A 15167-nucleotide genomic window follows, 5' to 3' on the forward strand; every position below is an offset into this window, starting at 1 on the left:
AACAAAAGCGTGCGTTTGGCGTGTGCCGGGCTCAGTCGCATGCCGAAGTGGCTGGACGGCGATTGATCAGATGATCCCTAGGGTCCATAGGATCGAACATGCGCTCGGAGATAGATGCGATCGGGGACCAGTATTTGCAGGAATCTGGCATCAATGTCGAAACACTAGGACTGGAGACAATTCTTCGCGATGGCCAGCTCTACGCTGCGCGCATGGAGTTTATCCCGTAGCGCCAATTTTAGGATTTCCGCACAACCGGAACAAACGCAGCGTAACCGGAACCTCACGAAACGCGACAGAGCCAGAAATTAAACGAGCCTGGAAACCGCGCTTACCTTACCCACGCCATCATTGAAACAGCCCGTATCATCGGACACTCCATTTTGCCTATAGGCTTTGATTACATATTCCTCCGATACTCCCCCCGCCTCATACAACGCATGACTGATCTGCCCCAACGAGTTGTACTTCACCGCCTCGATCAGCTGCTCGAACACGTTGCGCCGGTCGCGCGCCGTCACCTGCAGCACCTTGAGGCTGTCTGAGGCCAGCGCATTCCGCGCCTCCCCATACCGCTTCACGTTGGCGATCTGCTGCCCCTTCTCTCCCTCCGTCGACCGGATCAGCTCGATCTCGGTAGCAATCTCCCCACCATGATCCTTCGGCAGGAACGTATTGACCCCGATCAGCGGCAGCGAACCGTCGTGCTTCTTGTGCTCGTAGTACATCCACTCTTCCTGGATCTTGCCGCGCTGGTACATGGTGTCCATCGCGCCGAGCACGCCGCCGCGCTCGTTAGCGGCCTGAATTCTCAAGCCGCAATCCGCTCAATCTTGTCAGCGGCCTTGCCAAGCACGCGATGTGCCTCTTCCAGATCGTAGTCTGCCTGGAGCCCCAGCCAGAAGCGCTCGCTCGTCCCCAGAGCAGCAGCCAGACGCACCGCGGTATCCGCCGTGACACCACGCTTGCCAAGCACGATCTCGTTGATACGGCGCGGCGGCACGCCAGCAGCGCGCGCCAAGGCATTCTGGCTGATGCCCATCGGCGTCAGAAATTCCTCAAGCAGCACTTCGCCGGGATGGATGTTGGGCAGGCTCTTCATGATCGACTCGCTCGCGTCAGTGGTAATCGACGATTTCCACGTCGTGGGCGTCACCGTCGATCCATCGAAAGCAGATACGCCATTGATCGTTGATCCGGATGCTGTACTGGCCTTTGCGATCGCCCTTGAGGGCTTCGAGCCGATTGGCCGGCGGAACGCGCAGATCATCCAGCACGGAAGCGTTGCCAAGCATGCGCAATTTGCGGCGCGCCACGGATTGGATATCGGCGGGCAAGTGCCGGGATGGCGTTCCGCCCCAGATCTTTTCCGCTTCCTTGTCGGCAAAGTTCCTGATCACAAAGAGACCATAACGCGTTCCGTCATATGACGCAAGTCGTCATAAAGACAGGCCAGGGCTTCGATCAGTTCCGCAGCGTCCATGTCGCGTGGAAGTTTCATGCGGCGAGGACTTCATCCTTGACGTAGTGCAGCCGGATCATGGTCGGGCGTTCGCTGGCGTCGAAATGGCACCGCACGGCATCGCGCACCTGCTGGCGCAATTGATCGTAGCTGTCGGCATCTGTGTGGATGGAATGCCCGAGGGCGCGCGCCACCAGACCGCCTTCGACGGCATCTTCAACAAGGAATACGATTTTGCTCATGGGGTTACCTCAGCTTTGTGTTGATAGCACGGCCAAAGGCGGAACAACCCAAGCTATCTCTTCCAAGGTTTCCCGAACGCCAACCCCTCACCCTGCCCTCTCCCCGGCGGGGAGAGGGTTCAAGAGCGTGGCTTACATGTTGCGACGGTATTCGCCGCCGACTTCATACAGCGCATGCGAGATCTGCCCCAGCGAGTTGTACTTCACCGCCTCGATCAACTGCTCGAACACGTTGCGCCGGTCGCGCGCCGTCACCTGCAGCACCTTGAGGCTGTCCGAGGCCAGCGCATTCCGCGCCTCCCCATACCGCTTCACATTGGAGATCTGCTGCCCCTTCTCTTCTTCGGTCGACCGAATCAACTCGATCTCGGTAGCGATCTCCCCGCCATGATCCTTCGGCAGGAACGTATTGACCCCGATCAGCGGCAGCGAGCCGTCGTGCTTCTTGTGCTCGTAGTACATCGACTCTTCCTGGATCTTGCCACGCTGGTACATGGTGTCCATCGCGCCGAGCACGCCGCCGCGCTCGCTGATCGCCTCGAACTCCTTGTACACGGCTTCCTCGACCAGGTCGGTGAGGGTGTCGACGACGTAGCTGCCCTGCCACGGGTTCTCGTTGAAGTTGAGGCCGAGTTCCTTGTTGATGATCATCTGGATCGCCACGGCGCGGCGCACGCTTTCTTCGGTGGGCGTGGTGATGGCTTCGTCGTAGGCGTTGGTGTGCAGGCTGTTGCAGTTGTCGAACAGCGCGTACATCGCCTGCAGTGTGGTGCGGATGTCGTTGAACTGGATTTCCTGGGCGTGCAGCGAGCGGCCGGAGGTCTGGATGTGGTACTTCATCATCTGGCTGCGGCTGCTGGCGCCGTAGCGCTCGCGCATGGCGCGGGCCCAGATGCGGCGCGCGACGCGGCCGATCACGGTGTATTCCGGGTCCATGCCGTTGGAGAAGAAGAAGCTGAGGTTCGGCGCGAAGTCGTCCACCTTCATGCCGCGGGCGAGGTAGTACTCGACGATGGTGAAGCCGTTGCTCAGGGTGAAGGCGAGCTGGCTGATCGGGTTGGCGCCGGCTTCGGCAATGTGGTAACCGCTGATCGACACCGAGTAGAAGTTACGCACCTTGTGGTCGACGAAGTACTGCTGGATGTCGCCCATCATGCGCAGCGCGAATTCGGTGCTGAAGATGCAGGTGTTCTGCGCCTGGTCCTCCTTCAGGATGTCGGCCTGCACGGTGCCGCGCACCTTGGTGAGGGTGTCGGCCTTGATGCGGGCGTAGGTTTCCGCGTCGACCAGTTCGTCGCCGCAGACGCCGAGCAAGCCGAGGCCCAGCCCGTCGTTACCCTTGGGCAGCTCGCCGTGGTACTGCGGGCGCGGCACGTTCTTGTAGAGCTTGTCGATGTACTGCTGCGCAATGGCCCAGCGCTGGTCGTCTTCCTTCAGGTACTTCTCGACGTTCTGGTCGATGGCGGTGTTCATGAACATCGCCAGGATCATCGGCGCGGGGCCGTTGATGGTCATGGAGACCGAGGTGCTGGGCGCGCTGAGGTCGAAGCCGGAGTACAGCTTCTTCATGTCGTCCAGGGTGGCGATGTTGACGCCGGAGTTGCCGATCTTGCCGTAGATGTCCGGGCGCGGCGCGGGGTCTTCGCCGTACAGGGTGACCGAGTCGAACGCGGTGGACAGGCGCGTGGCGGCGCCGCCCTGGCTGAGGTAGTGGAAGCGGCGGTTGGTGCGCTCGGGCGTGCCCTCGCCGGCGAACATGCGGGTGGGGTCTTCGCCGCTGCGACGGTACGGATACACGCCGCCGGTGTACGGGTAGTGGCCCGGCAGGTTCTCGCGACCGAGGAAGCTGACCAGTTCGCCCCAGTCCTTCGACTTCGGCGGCGCCACCTTGGGCACCTTCTGGTGGCTCAGCGATTCGCGATAGTTCTCGACGCGGATAACCTTGTCGCGCACCTTGTATTCGTTGACGTCGGCGGTGACGGATTGGTACAGCGCCGGCCATTCGCGCAGCTGGTGGATCGCTTCGTGGCTGAGCTCCTTCAGCGCGGCGTTGTAGCGCTGGCGCAGCAGGAGGATGGAGCGGTCGACGTGGTGCGGCGCTTCGACTGCGCCCTGCGGGCTACGCTCAGCGTGATCGGGTGAGGAGGCGTGCAAGTCGGCGCTGCTGTACAAATCCAGCGGACGCGGCAGTTTCGGATCGCTCAGCTCCTTCAGCGCTTCGTAATAGTGCTGCGCCTTGCTGGCGAACTCGGCCTGGCGCGCGATGGCGCTGTTGATGGCGCGGCCCTGTTCGGCGATCTCGGCGAGGTAGCGCACGCGGCTGCCGGGGATCAGCACGGTGGCGCGCGGCTCCTTCAGGGTGGTGTCGAGCTGGGGTTTCCAGTCGCAAGGTACGGCAAGAGCGACCCCACCCTGCCCTCCCCTTGAAGGGGAGGGTTCAAGGTGGAGTTTTTCGCGCATCAGCCGGCACAGGTTGGTGAACATCCAGGTCACGCCCGGGTCGTTGAACTGGCTGGCGATGGTCGGGTAGACCGGCACGTCCTCGTCGGCCACCTTGAACGCGGTGTGGTTGCGCTTCCACTGCTTGCGCACGTCGCGCAGCGCGTCCTCGGCGCCGCGCTTGTCGAACTTGTTCAGCACCACCAGGTCGGCGAAGTCGATCATGTCGATCTTCTCCAGCTGGCTGGCGGCGCCGTAGTCGCTGGTCATCACGTAGACCGGGAAGTCGACCAGGTCGACGATTTCCGAATCGCTCTGGCCGATGCCGGCGGTCTCGACGATCACCAGGTCGTAGGGCTGGCTCTTCAGGAAGTCGATGCAGTCGTGCAGCACCACGCTGGTGGCGGCGTGCTGGCGGCGGGTGGCCATCGAGCGCATGTAGACGCGATGGCTCCGCAGCGAGTTCATGCGGATGCGGTCGCCCAGCAGCGCGCCGCCGGAGCGGCGGCGGGTGGGATCGACCGCGAGCACGGCGATGCGCATGGCGGGGAAGGCATGCAGGAAGCGCAGCAGCAGCTCGTCCACCACCGACGACTTGCCGGCGCCGCCGGTGCCGGTGAGGCCGAGCACCGGGGTGTGCTTGCCGGCCAGCTTCCACTGCTTGCGCTGGTGCTCGAGTTCGCCGTCGCTGAGCTTGCCTTCCTCGATCGCCGAGAGCATGTGGCCGATCGAGATCTCGTCGTCGATGTCGACCTTGGGCAGCGCGTTGGTTTCGGACTCGGCGCGCTTCGCGGCGGCGCTGCCGGCGCGCTGCATCACGTCCTCGATCATCTCGACCAGGCCGAGCTTCATGCCGTCGTTCGGATGGTAGATGCGCTCGACGCCGTAGGCCTGCAGCTCGCGGATTTCTTCCGGCGTGATGGTGCCGCCGCCGCCGCCGAACACGCGCACGTGGCCGGCGCCGCGCTCGCGCAGCATGTCGACCATGTACTTGAAGTACTCCACGTGGCCGCCCTGGTAGGACGACAGCGCGATCGCGTCGGCGTCTTCCTGCAGCGCGGCGCGCACCACGTCCTCGACCGAGCGGTTGTGGCCGAGGTGGATCACCTCCGCGCCCTGCGACTGGATGATCCGCCGCATGATGTTGATCGCCGCGTCGTGGCCGTCGAACAGGCTGGCCGCGGTGACGAAACGCAGTGGGGTGGTTTCCGTCTGCGGGGCGCTGGCGGGGACGTGCTTGGCGGGGGAACTCATGGCGACTCCGGACATCGTGTGCTTGAACCCGCCAATTCTAGTGCGATGCAGTGCACAAACGCTGGTGCGCCGCGACATACGGGCATGAATGTCCGCGCGCGGCCTTTGCGCGCCGCCTCAGGCCACGCCGTACGGCAGGTTGGGCGAGCCCACCACGCGTTCGCCCACCGGCTCGCCGCGCGCGAAGGCGAGCGCGGCCTCGACCACCTCGGGCGCGTCGAGCACGCGGCGATGGCCCAGCCCCTGCGTGGTGTACAGCCGCGCACCGGGCCAGCAGCGGGCGTAGCGCTCGCCCTCGCCCCACGGTACGTCCTCGTCGTCGAGATCGTGCACGATCAGCGCGGGCAGGCCCAGCGCCGGCAGGTGACGATGCACCTGCAACTGCTCGACCGAGACGCCGGTGCGTCGCAGCAGCCAGTCGTAGAAGGTCTCGCGCAGGTGCTCGCCCAGGCGCACGAGGCGGAAGTAGCGGCCGGCCGCGTCGGCCATGTCGGCGGCGGGCGCCACCAGCACCAGGCGTCGCGCATGCCAGTCCTCGTCCTGGGCCAGCGTCAGCGCGGCGCCGCCCAGCGAGTGCCCCACCGCCAGCGCGGCCTCGCCGTAATGGCGGCCCACCGCACGGAGGGTGGCGGTGAATTCGGGCAGCGTGCACAACCGGCCGCTGCTGCGGCCGTGGCCGGGCTGGTCGAACGTCACCACCGCGTAGCCCAGCGCGCGCAGGCCTTCCACCCACGGCAGGAAACGCAGGCCGAAGCTGGACCAGCCATGCGCCAGCAGCGCGTAGGGCTGGCTGGCGGGGTCGCCCCAAACGTAGGTGGCGATGGTCTCGCCGCCGATGCGCAGTTCGCCGCGCTGCATCGCCGTGTCGTCCGGTGCCGCCAGCGCACGGCTGCGGCTGCTGGCGAACGGCGTGGCGAACAGGCGCGCAGCGCGGTCGGCGGTGTGTTTCGGCGCCAGCCGGCCGCCCAGCACGAAACTGGCGCGCAGCGCACCGAGGCGCAGGCGGGTGGAAACAGAAGCGGCATGCAGGGACATGGGATGCTCCTCGGATCTCAAGTGGGGTCAGGGCTGCCAGCTGCGCCACAGGCGCTCGAACGCGGCGGCGGCATGGCGCTGGGCCTCGGGGTAGCCGAACAGCCCGCCATCGTGGTGCAGGCCGAGCAGCAGGGCGTAGATCTCGAAGGCGAGCTGGCCGGCATCGGCGTCGGCACGCAGGTGGCCCTCGCCCACCGCCTGCGCGACCGCCTTCTGCAATTCGCGGCGCCAGCCGGCCTGCTGCGCCACCACGGCGTCGTGCAGCGCGCCGTCGCGGCCGTCGTACTCGCTGGTGGCGGAGAGCAGCACGCAGCCGCTCTGGAAGCGCTGCGCCCAGTCGAACCAGTTCGCCACGATCGCGCGCAGGCGCGGCAGGCCGCGCGGCTGCTTCAGCGCGGGCAACAGCACGCCGGCCATGAAACGGGCCGCACCCGCCTCGAGCACGGCCAGCTGCAGTTCCTCGCGCGAGCCGAAGTGGGCGAACACGCCGCTCTTGGACATGCCCACGTCGGCTGCCAGGGTGCCGATCGACAGGCCTTCCAGCCCGTCGTTGCAGGCCAGCGCGTAGGCGTGGTCGAGGATGGTGTCGCGGGTGGCCGCGCGCTTGCCGGGATGGGTGGCGATCGTCATGGTAGTGAAAATAGCACGATCGTTCGTTCTATATCAAGCGGAAGATCACGCGGCCTAGGCAAACCCTGCGGGTATGCTTTGCCGCTGCCAGCCAAGGAGGATCCCCCGCATGAAAATCCGCAACCTGACTATCCCGCTCGCCACCGCCCTGCTGGCCGCCTGCGTCACCTCGCCGACCGGCCGCTCGCAGTTGATGATGGTGTCGGACAGCCAGATGAGCCAGATGGGCCTGAGCGCGTTCAACGACATGCGCAAGCAGGGCAAGTTCGTCGACGCGCCGCGCGAGCGCGCCTATGCCACCTGCGTGTCCAACGCGCTGATCGCGGTGCTGCCGCCGCCGTGGAACACCCAGCAGTGGGAGGTGCAGATCATCGGCGACGACACGGCCAACGCGTTCGCCCTGCCCGGCGGCCGGATCGGCGTGAACCGGGGCATGTTCAAGGTCGCCACCGACCAGGACCAGCTGGCCGTGGTGCTGGGCCACGAGCTGTCGCACGTGGTGTCGCGCCACGGCGCCGAGCGCGTGTCCGACAACATGGCGGCGCAGGCGGCGGTGGCTGCCGGCACGATCTACGCCGGTTCGCGCGGCACCGACGCCGGCAACGCCGCGGCCCTGCTCGGCGTGGGCGCGGAGGTGGGCATCCTGCTGCCTTTCTCGCGCACCCAGGAGAGCGAGGCCGACACGCTGGGCCAGCGCTACATGGCGCAGGCCGGTTTCAACCCGCGCGCAGCGGTGACGCTGTGGGACAAGATGGGCGCGCAGGGTGGCAGCAAGCCGCCGGCGTTCCTGTCCACCCACCCGTCTTCCGGCAACCGTGCGCAGGCGCTGGACAAGCAGGCGCAGCAGCTGATGCCGGTGTACCAGCAGGCGCGCGCCAGCGGCCACGCGCCGAACTGCCGCCTGTGAGCGTCCGCCCGGCCCGCGGCTGAACGGGCCGGGCGGGCGGGTCAACTGCGCGCGCGGCCCGTCGTTTCCGGTCCTGCCTGCCGCATGCCGCGGCGCAGACGGAGACCTCCATGAGAAATACCCTGCTCCCCAAGCTGGCCCTGTTCGCCGGGATCGGCCTGACCTTGGTCGGCATGGCCTATGCGCCACCCGCCGCGGCGCAGGTTTCCGTGGGCGTGGCCGTGCGCGTCGGGCCGCCGCCGCCGCGCTTCGAGCGTATGCCGCCACCGCGACGCGGCTACGTCTGGGCACCCGGCTACTGGCGCTGGGACGGACATCGCCACCTCTGGGCCGGCGGGCATTGGGTACGCGTCCATCGTGGTTATCGCTACGTGCCGGCGCGTTGGGTCCACGGCCGCGACGGCTGGCGCTTCCGTGACGGCTACTGGCGCCGCTGAGCGGATCGCGCCGCCGCCGGCCGTGCGCCATGCGCCCGCGGCTTGCTGCGCCGCGTCACGACCGCCCGGAGCGACGTACTAAACTTGACGCTTTGATTCATCGCCCCGGCTCCCGTCGGGGCGATGAGTTTCAGGCGTTTTCATCACCCTCCGGCGGATTCCCGCGGCCTTTTCCGCCACCCTCTGTAGATGCCCACCGGCACCGTAAATCATGGAGTCACCGTTCCAATGATCTTTGAAACCATCGCCAACACGGGTCACGAAGAAGTCGTCTTCTGCCACAACAAGGACGCCGGCCTGAAGGCCATCATCGCGATCCACAACACGGTGCTGGGCCCTGCGCTCGGCGGTCTGCGCATGTGGCCGTACAAGACCGAGCAGGAGGCGGTGAACGACGTGCTGCGCCTGTCGCGCGGCATGACGTTCAAGAACGCCGTGGCCGGCCTGAACCTGGGCGGCGGCAAGGCGGTGATCATCGGCGATCCGAGCAAGGACAAGTCCGAGGCGCTGTTCCGCGCGTTCGGCCGCTTCGTCAACTCGTTGAACGGCCGCTACATCACCGCCGAGGACGTCGGCATCGACGTCAACGACATGGAATACGTGTTCCGCGAGACCGAGTACGTCACCGGCGTGCATCAGGTGCACGGCGGCTCGGGCGACCCGTCGCCGTTCACCGCCTACGGCTCGCTGCAGGGCCTGATGGCCGCGCTGCAGTTCAAGCACGGCAACGAGGACGTGGGCAAGTACAGCTACGCCGTGCAGGGCTGCGGCCACGTCGGCGGCGAGTTCATCAAGCTGCTGCGCGAACAGGGCGCCAAGGTGTTCGTCACCGACATCAACAAGGAAGCGGTGCAGCGCTGCGTGGACGAGCTGGGCTGCGAGGCGGTGGGCCTGGACGAGATCTACGACGTCGACGCCGACGTGTACTCGCCGTGCGCGCTGGGCGGCACGCTGAACGAGCAGACCATCGACCGCATCAAGGCGAAGATCATCTGCGGCCCGGCCAACAACCAGCTGGCCACCGACGCGATCGGCGACGAGTTGAACCGCCGCGGCGTGCTGTACGCGCCGGACTACGCGGTGAACGCCGGCGGCGTGATGAACGTGTCGCTGGAGATCGACGGCTACAACCGCGAGCGCGCGATGCGCATGATGCGCACGATCTACTACAACCTGGGCCGCATCTTCGAGATCTCCAAGACCGAGAACATCCCGACCTACAGGGCGGCCGACCGCCTGGCCGAGGAGCGCATCAGCGCGATCGGCAAGCTGAAGCTGTCACACATGGGCAACGGCGGCACCCGCTTCCAGGGCCGCATGCGCGGCCAGTAAGCGACGCGCCAACCCACGGAAAGCCGCCAGTCCACCGGCGGCTTTTCTTTTGCCCGGCGTTCGCCGCAGGCCGGCATGCCGTAGGCTAAAATCGTCACCCTGCACACCCTAAGGAGTCCGCGATGCGCCCGTTCCCGCTCGGAGAAGACATCGACCTGCTGCGCGAGTCCGTGCATGCGTTCGCGGAAAAGGAGATCGCCCCGCGCGCCGACCGCATCGACCGCGACAACCTGTTCCCCGCCGACCTGTGGCGCAAGTTCGGCGAGATGGGCCTGCTCGGCGTGACCATTCCGGCCGAATACGGCGGCTCTGGGATGGGCTTCCTGGCGCACATGGTGGCGATGGAGGAGATCTCGCGCGCGTCCGGCTCGGTCGGCCTGTCCTACGGCGCGCACTCCAACCTGTGCCTCAACAACATCCACCACAACGGCAACGAGGCGCAGCGCCGGAAGTACCTGCCGAAGCTGTGCAGCGGCGAGCACGTCGGCGCGCTGGCGATGAGCGAGCCGGGCGCCGGTTCCGACGTGGTCGGCTCGATGAGGTGCAAAGCCGAGCTGCGCGGCGACGTGTGGGTCGCCAACGGCAACAAGATGTGGATCACCAATGGGCCGGATGCTGATGTGCTGCTGGTCTACATGCGCACCGCGCCGCGCACCGCCGGCAGCCGCTGCATGACCGCGTTCATCGTCGAGAAGGGCATGAAGGGTTTCAGCACGGCGCAGAAGCTGGACAAGCTCGGCATGCGCGGCTCGAACACTTGCGAGCTGGTGTTCGACAACTGCGAAATCCCGGCCGAGAACATTGTCGGCGAGGTGAACGAGGGCGTGCGCGTGCTGATGAACGGGCTGGACACCGAACGGCTGGTGCTGTCCGGCGGGCCGATCGGCCTGATGCAGGCGGCGCTCGACATCACCCTGCCCTACGTGCGCGAGCGCAAGCAGTTCAACGCGCCGATCGGCACGTTCGAGATCATGCAGGCCAAGGTCGCCGACATGTACACCGCGCTGCAGAGTTCGCGCGGCTTCGCCTACATGGTGGCGCAGCAGTTCGATGCCGGGGTGAAGTCGCGCATCGACCCGGCCGCCTGCCTGCTCAACGCCTCGGTCAACGCGGTGCAGGTGGCGCTGGAGGCGATCCAGTCGCTGGGCGGCAACGGCTACATCAACGAATTCCCCGCCGGTCGGCTGCTGCGCGACGCCAAGCTGTACGAGATCGGCGCCGGCACCAACGAGATCCGCCGCATGCTGATCGGCCGCGAGCTGTTCCACGGCAAGGCTTGATGCGCTTACACATGCAGCGTCTTCACGCCATGAATCGGCGCGGCGACGGTCTGATGCAGATCGAAGATCAGCAATTCGTTGTCACCGTGCCGGAACCATGAAGCGGGACAGTACAGCCGTTGCTGCGGACCCAGGTTCCAGTAGCGGCCAAGCAGCTGGCCGTTGACCCACAGATAACCCTTCGCCCAGCCCGACATGTCGATATAGCTGTCGCCGAGCTGATCGAGTCGCAGGATCGCCTTGAAGAAGATGCCCGGGCGCAACGGCGCCGTGATCACCGGCTTCAGTTGACGAACATAACCTTCGTCCAGCGGCAGGCTGTGGACACTCCAGTCTTCGAGTTCGTCACGGTCAAGACGAATACTGCCGACGATGCCTTTGCGGTCGGCCATCGCGTGCCCGTAACCGACGTGACCAAAGCTGTCGACGAGGATGTCGAGCCGCGATTCATCGTCTTCCACGATCACCGGAAGAGCAACCCGGTCACCTTGCCGCAGCCGCGAGTGCTGCACACGCGAAACGTAATCGACATAGTGCCCGTCGCGGAACACGGTGGCGTAATCGCGCACTCCGTCGATCGTCAGTGCGGCAGCGGCCGCATGGATCTTCCTGCGATACAGCACCAGACCGTGATCCTGGGCGAACAGCAGTTCATTCGCCTGCGGCTTCCGCACGGCCTTGGCGGTCGGCAGGTTGTCCCACAACGAGGCATGCGCCACCGGCGTGATCGCCGCGAAACGGATCGCGGGCGGCGGCACCGGCACATCGGGCAACGGTTGCGTTGCATGCGCGGCAAGCAATGCGCGGAACGTGTGATAGTCGGGCGTGGCTTCACCGCGTTCATTGATCGGCGCGCCGTAGTCGTAACTGGTGATCACCGGTTCGAATTGCGAGTAGTCGCCCTTCGCGTTGGCGCCGGCGGTAAACCCGAAATTGGTGCCGCCGTGCACCACATAGAGATTGAACGAACGCCCCTGCTGCAACAGCTTGCGCAGTGTCGCCCTGTAATCGATGCGCTGAAAATCCTTGTCGCCCCAGTGCGTGAGCCAGCCGGGATAGCCTTCACCCACCCATACCGGCGCCTCGCCGGCGATCGCCCGCGCCGTGACGAAGTCGGTATCGCCATCCAGACCCAGAGCAGTGCCGGGCAGATAAGTGTGCTGTTGCTGAAGCTGGCCAAGACCATCCGAAATCGAGAACGGGCCATGGATGCCATGCGCTTCCCACAGCGCCTGCAACTGCTTGAGGTAATCCAGATCATGGCCGAACGAGGCGTATTCGTTCTCGACCTGCAGCATCAGTACCGGGCCGCCGTTGTACGCCATCAACGGATGGATGAGCGACGCGATCGTGTCGATGTAACGCCGCACGGCGGCCATGTAGTCGGGATCGTCCTTGCTGCGCACGCGGATATCCGGCTTGCGCAGCAGGTAAGGCGGCAGACCGCCGTAATCCCATTCGCCGCAGATATACGGACCGGGCCGCAGATAGACCCACATGCCTTCGCGCTGGCACAGGCGGATGAAGTGGACGAAATCCCGGTTGCCTGTTTGCAGATCGAACACACCGGGCTCGCGCTCCAGGTGGTTCCACATAAGGTAGATGGAAATCGTGTTGAGACCCATCGCCTTCGCCATGCGGATGCGATGCAGCCAGTACTCGGCGGGAATCCGCGCCGGATGCATCTCGCCGCTGCGGATCTGCAGCGGCTGGCCGTCCAGCATGAAGTTCTGCGTGGTCAGCTCAAGCCGATGCGGACGGCCATCCGGGAGCTGTTCAACCAGCGTGCCGGGTGACGCTGGCGCGGCATACGCGCGCAGACTCAGCGCGGCCAGTGGCGTCAGTGCAGTCAGGCGCAGGAAATCCCGTCGCAGCATGATGCTTTCCTCGGTCAGTCAATGATCGGCGGCGGCAACCATCTCATGGCGGACGGCGACGTACACCCTCCGCCATGAGCGATCCCGCACTCAGGAGCCGGATTTTGCCGGCGTCAGTTCCAATGTCAGCACCTCGAACGGCGCGAGTCGGATCGTACTCACATGATCCGCGTCGAGCCTGGCCGGTACTGCGCTACCGCCGGCCTTCCAGACATCCTGCACGCTGAAGCTGCGCGCAGCCCCTTGCGGCAGTTCCAGCTGGCGCTCCAGGTCGATCACCGCCGTCTGCACGCGTGCATCGGGATTGCGCAGCGTGATGATCGACTTCTTCGGCGACCACGCGCCCCAGCCGTAAACGTCGAGTCGGCCCGGATCGCCACCGATCCAGTGCGTGTCGCGCAGCACACCGGCATTTTCACGCGACCATTTCGCCGCCTCGGCCAGCGTGTCCCAATCCTGTGTGCTGAGCAGCGATGGCGTGATGTACAGCTCCTGCAGCTCGGTGCCGGTGGCGAAATACGAGTGCACCTCGTTGGTGAAATCGTGACCCGGGTCGGTGTTGAGCTTGCGGTTTTCCTTCGCGTAGATGATGCCGTGAAGCATCAGCGAGTTGATCGGGAACAGCGGCCCCTTCAGCACGATGTTGCGGTAGGTCTGTGCATCGCGGTAAGTGATCCACTGCTCGCGCGTACTGCCGACGCCGGTTTCGCTGTCGTCCTCGCCGTCGCGCCAGATGGTGTCGGCATAGTGCAGCCAGAACGGCGACGCCCAGGTACCGGTGGTGAGGTTGATGAAGGTGTTCGGCTTCGCCGTGCGGATGTCATCGATCAGCTGGATCGCCGCGGCAAAGTCGCTGTCGAAGCGGCTGCCGGGAAACACGCTGCTGACGTTGCCGGTGCCGTCGAACTTGAACTGGTTGATGCCGTCCTTGTTCAGCAGGTCGAGCACCACGTCGTGAAAGCGCTGGTAGTACTTAGGCCCGGACAGCTCGAAGCCGCCGTCGTTGATTTCGTAACCCGCCGCCTTGCCGTTCTTGATGCGCTCCTGCTGCGGCTTGCTGTAGCCGCCCCAGGGCGACAACCACACGCCCGGCGCGGCGCCGTACTTCGCGGCCGCCTCGCGCAACGGCACGAAGCCGCGCGGGAAATCCTTGCTGAAGTTCCAGCTGCCGCTGCGGTCATCCCAGCCATCGTCGAACAGGAAGGAATCCAGCTGCACGCCACGCTTCACGTGCAATTCGTTGCCGATCGTGTTGATCCGATCCAGTGCCTGCGCTTCCGTGTACGGCGTGAAATAACCGATGTCGTACCACGAGTTGTAATGCAGGAAGGGACGATACGGATGTGCTCGCTCACGCTCGACATAGACGGCGAAATCGCGACGAAGCTGGCCTTCGCGCGTTACCCCGGCCACCGCCGAATAGGTGATCGACTGACCCTTCGGCAACGGGAGTGCCCGGTCAAGCCACAGCTTGATCTGCTTGTGGCGCACTTCGCTGCTGGACAGCGGCTGCTCGAAGCCGAAGTAGTCGCGCCCGGCCACCACCGGCGACCCCTGCACTGTGCCTACCACTTCGGCATCTGACGCCTGCACCTGCAGCAGATCGACCTTCGTGATGTGTTCGTCCTGCTTCAGCGCCGTGATCGTGACCACCTCGCGCAGATAATCCGAACCCTCGCGCTGTATCCACTGCCAGTCGATGCGCAAGCGTCCGGTCGCATCGCCGAAGCTCGCCCGCACCGCGCTGCCGGGAATACGTTCGACAAGACGCGGCGCCTTCGGGTCAACTGGCAACGCCACCTGCTTCGGTGCGACGAGCACCCGCAGATCGTCGATGGCGAGCTTGCTGCCATCGGCGAAGGTGAGCGCGAACGGTGCGGTCACCGGAAATGTCTGCCGGTTGAGCTGATCAGTCAACACCATGTCGCTGAGCTTGTCGCCGGCAAATTTCCAGTTCACCACCAGCATGGCGTTGCCGAATTGCTCCGTATCGCCGTTGTGCTGAAAGCCAGTGGCGTCGGTGGCAGGTTGCGCCTGCACAGCACCCACGACAGCACATGCTATCAGCGCGAACAACGCCGTCCGGCAGGATGCGCAGCGTGAGCGCCAACGTACCGCGGCATCGCGCGGCGGGGAAGGAATCGAATTCAATGACATGCCTCGAATCTCTCTGGCAATCCGGATATGCGTCGCCGATCTTCCCTGCCGACGCCGACATCCTGATGAGCTTGCTCCGCGGTGATCCTGCCACGGAAATGAACGGGCAGCGGCC

12 protein-coding genes and 1 pseudogene are annotated in these 15167 nt (G+C 65.3%); 4 read left to right on the forward strand and 9 right to left on the reverse strand.

The features are described from left to right. Positions 1-400: 400 nt before the first annotated feature. The 7 genes and pseudogenes from AC3WRN_RS12020 to AC3WRN_RS12050 form a co-directional block, all read right to left on the reverse strand. Positions 401-806, reverse strand: a pseudogene (locus tag AC3WRN_RS12020) (methylmalonyl-CoA mutase family protein); the annotation flags it as partial. Positions 807-811: 5 nt separating this feature from the next. Continuing rightward, complete coding sequence (locus tag AC3WRN_RS12025; RefSeq protein WP_492623132.1) at positions 812-1102, reverse strand: HigA family addiction module antitoxin; 291 nt, start codon at positions 1100-1102, stop codon at positions 812-814. Positions 1103-1118: 16 nt separating this feature from the next. Then, positions 1119-1400: a type II toxin-antitoxin system RelE/ParE family toxin gene (locus AC3WRN_RS12030; protein ID WP_492623133.1), complete on the reverse strand. Its 282-nt coding sequence runs from the start codon at positions 1398-1400 to the stop codon at positions 1119-1121. Between the two features lie 97 nt (positions 1401-1497). Beyond that, a complete protein-coding gene (locus AC3WRN_RS12035; protein ID WP_492623134.1) occupies positions 1498-1704 on the reverse strand; it encodes a hypothetical protein in 207 nt (68 codons plus the stop codon). Positions 1705-1836: 132 nt separating this feature from the next. Further along, on the reverse strand, positions 1837-5397 hold the full coding sequence (locus AC3WRN_RS12040; protein ID WP_492623135.1) for a methylmalonyl-CoA mutase family protein: 3561 nt from the start codon (positions 5395-5397) through the stop codon (positions 1837-1839). 117 nt (positions 5398-5514) lie between these two features. Beyond that, entirely contained in the window at positions 5515-6432 is a 918-nt protein-coding gene (locus tag AC3WRN_RS12045; RefSeq protein WP_492623136.1) for an alpha/beta fold hydrolase, read from the reverse strand. Positions 6433-6459: 27 nt separating this feature from the next. Beyond that, the gene (locus AC3WRN_RS12050) at positions 6460-7062 is read right to left on the reverse strand and encodes a TetR/AcrR family transcriptional regulator (protein WP_492623137.1); all 603 of its coding nucleotides are present in this window, start codon (positions 7060-7062) and stop codon (positions 6460-6462) included. Positions 7063-7171: 109 nt separating this feature from the next. On the opposite strand from AC3WRN_RS12050, the gene AC3WRN_RS12055 reads away from it, so the two are divergent. From AC3WRN_RS12055 to AC3WRN_RS12070, 4 genes are all read left to right on the forward strand, one after another. After that, on the forward strand, positions 7172-7969 hold the full coding sequence (locus AC3WRN_RS12055; RefSeq protein ID WP_068095659.1) for a M48 family metallopeptidase: 798 nt from the start codon (positions 7172-7174) through the stop codon (positions 7967-7969). Positions 7970-8079: 110 nt separating this feature from the next. Next, on the forward strand, positions 8080-8406 hold the full coding sequence (locus AC3WRN_RS12060) for a YXWGXW repeat-containing protein (protein WP_068095660.1): 327 nt from the start codon (positions 8080-8082) through the stop codon (positions 8404-8406). A gap of 228 nt (positions 8407-8634) precedes the next feature. Beyond that, positions 8635-9738 (forward strand): Glu/Leu/Phe/Val dehydrogenase dimerization domain-containing protein, encoded by a 1104-nt coding sequence (locus tag AC3WRN_RS12065; protein ID WP_492623138.1) that lies wholly within the window; start codon positions 8635-8637, stop codon positions 9736-9738. A gap of 122 nt (positions 9739-9860) precedes the next feature. Further along, the gene (locus AC3WRN_RS12070) at positions 9861-11018 is read left to right on the forward strand and encodes an isovaleryl-CoA dehydrogenase (RefSeq protein ID WP_068095662.1); all 1158 of its coding nucleotides are present in this window, start codon (positions 9861-9863) and stop codon (positions 11016-11018) included. 5 nt (positions 11019-11023) lie between these two features. Here AC3WRN_RS12070 and AC3WRN_RS12075 read toward each other — a convergent pair whose 3' ends face one another. Continuing rightward, a complete protein-coding gene (locus AC3WRN_RS12075; protein WP_492623139.1) occupies positions 11024-12895 on the reverse strand; it encodes a beta-galactosidase in 1872 nt (623 codons plus the stop codon). A gap of 90 nt (positions 12896-12985) precedes the next feature. Then, positions 12986-14944, reverse strand: a complete 1959-nt coding sequence (locus AC3WRN_RS12080) for an alpha-galactosidase (protein ID WP_492623140.1) — start codon at positions 14942-14944, stop codon at positions 12986-12988. Between the last annotated feature and the right edge of the window lie 223 nt (positions 14945-15167).

This window comes from Rhodanobacter sp. FW101-FHT13A11 (genome assembly GCF_058790335.1).

Coding starts and splice junctions, on each gene's coding strand:
- AC3WRN_RS12025 (WP_492623132.1), bottom strand. CDS start 1,102: ATGAAGAGCCTGCCCAACATCCATCCCGGCGAAGTGCTGCTTGAGGAA.
- AC3WRN_RS12035 (WP_492623134.1), bottom strand. CDS start 1,704: ATGAGCAAAATCGTATTCCTTGTTGAAGATGCCGTCGAAGGCGGTCTG.
- AC3WRN_RS12040 (WP_492623135.1), bottom strand. CDS start 5,397: ATGAGTTCCCCCGCCAAGCACGTCCCCGCCAGCGCCCCGCAGACGGAA.
- AC3WRN_RS12045 (WP_492623136.1), bottom strand. CDS start 6,432: ATGTCCCTGCATGCCGCTTCTGTTTCCACCCGCCTGCGCCTCGGTGCG.
- AC3WRN_RS12050 (WP_492623137.1), bottom strand. CDS start 7,062: ATGACGATCGCCACCCATCCCGGCAAGCGCGCGGCCACCCGCGACACC.
- AC3WRN_RS12055 (WP_068095659.1), top strand. CDS start 7,172: ATGAAAATCCGCAACCTGACTATCCCGCTCGCCACCGCCCTGCTGGCC.
- AC3WRN_RS12060 (WP_068095660.1), top strand. CDS start 8,080: ATGAGAAATACCCTGCTCCCCAAGCTGGCCCTGTTCGCCGGGATCGGC.
- AC3WRN_RS12065 (WP_492623138.1), top strand. CDS start 8,635: ATGATCTTTGAAACCATCGCCAACACGGGTCACGAAGAAGTCGTCTTC.
- AC3WRN_RS12070 (WP_068095662.1), top strand. CDS start 9,861: ATGCGCCCGTTCCCGCTCGGAGAAGACATCGACCTGCTGCGCGAGTCC.
- AC3WRN_RS12075 (WP_492623139.1), bottom strand. CDS start 12,895: ATGCTGCGACGGGATTTCCTGCGCCTGACTGCACTGACGCCACTGGCC.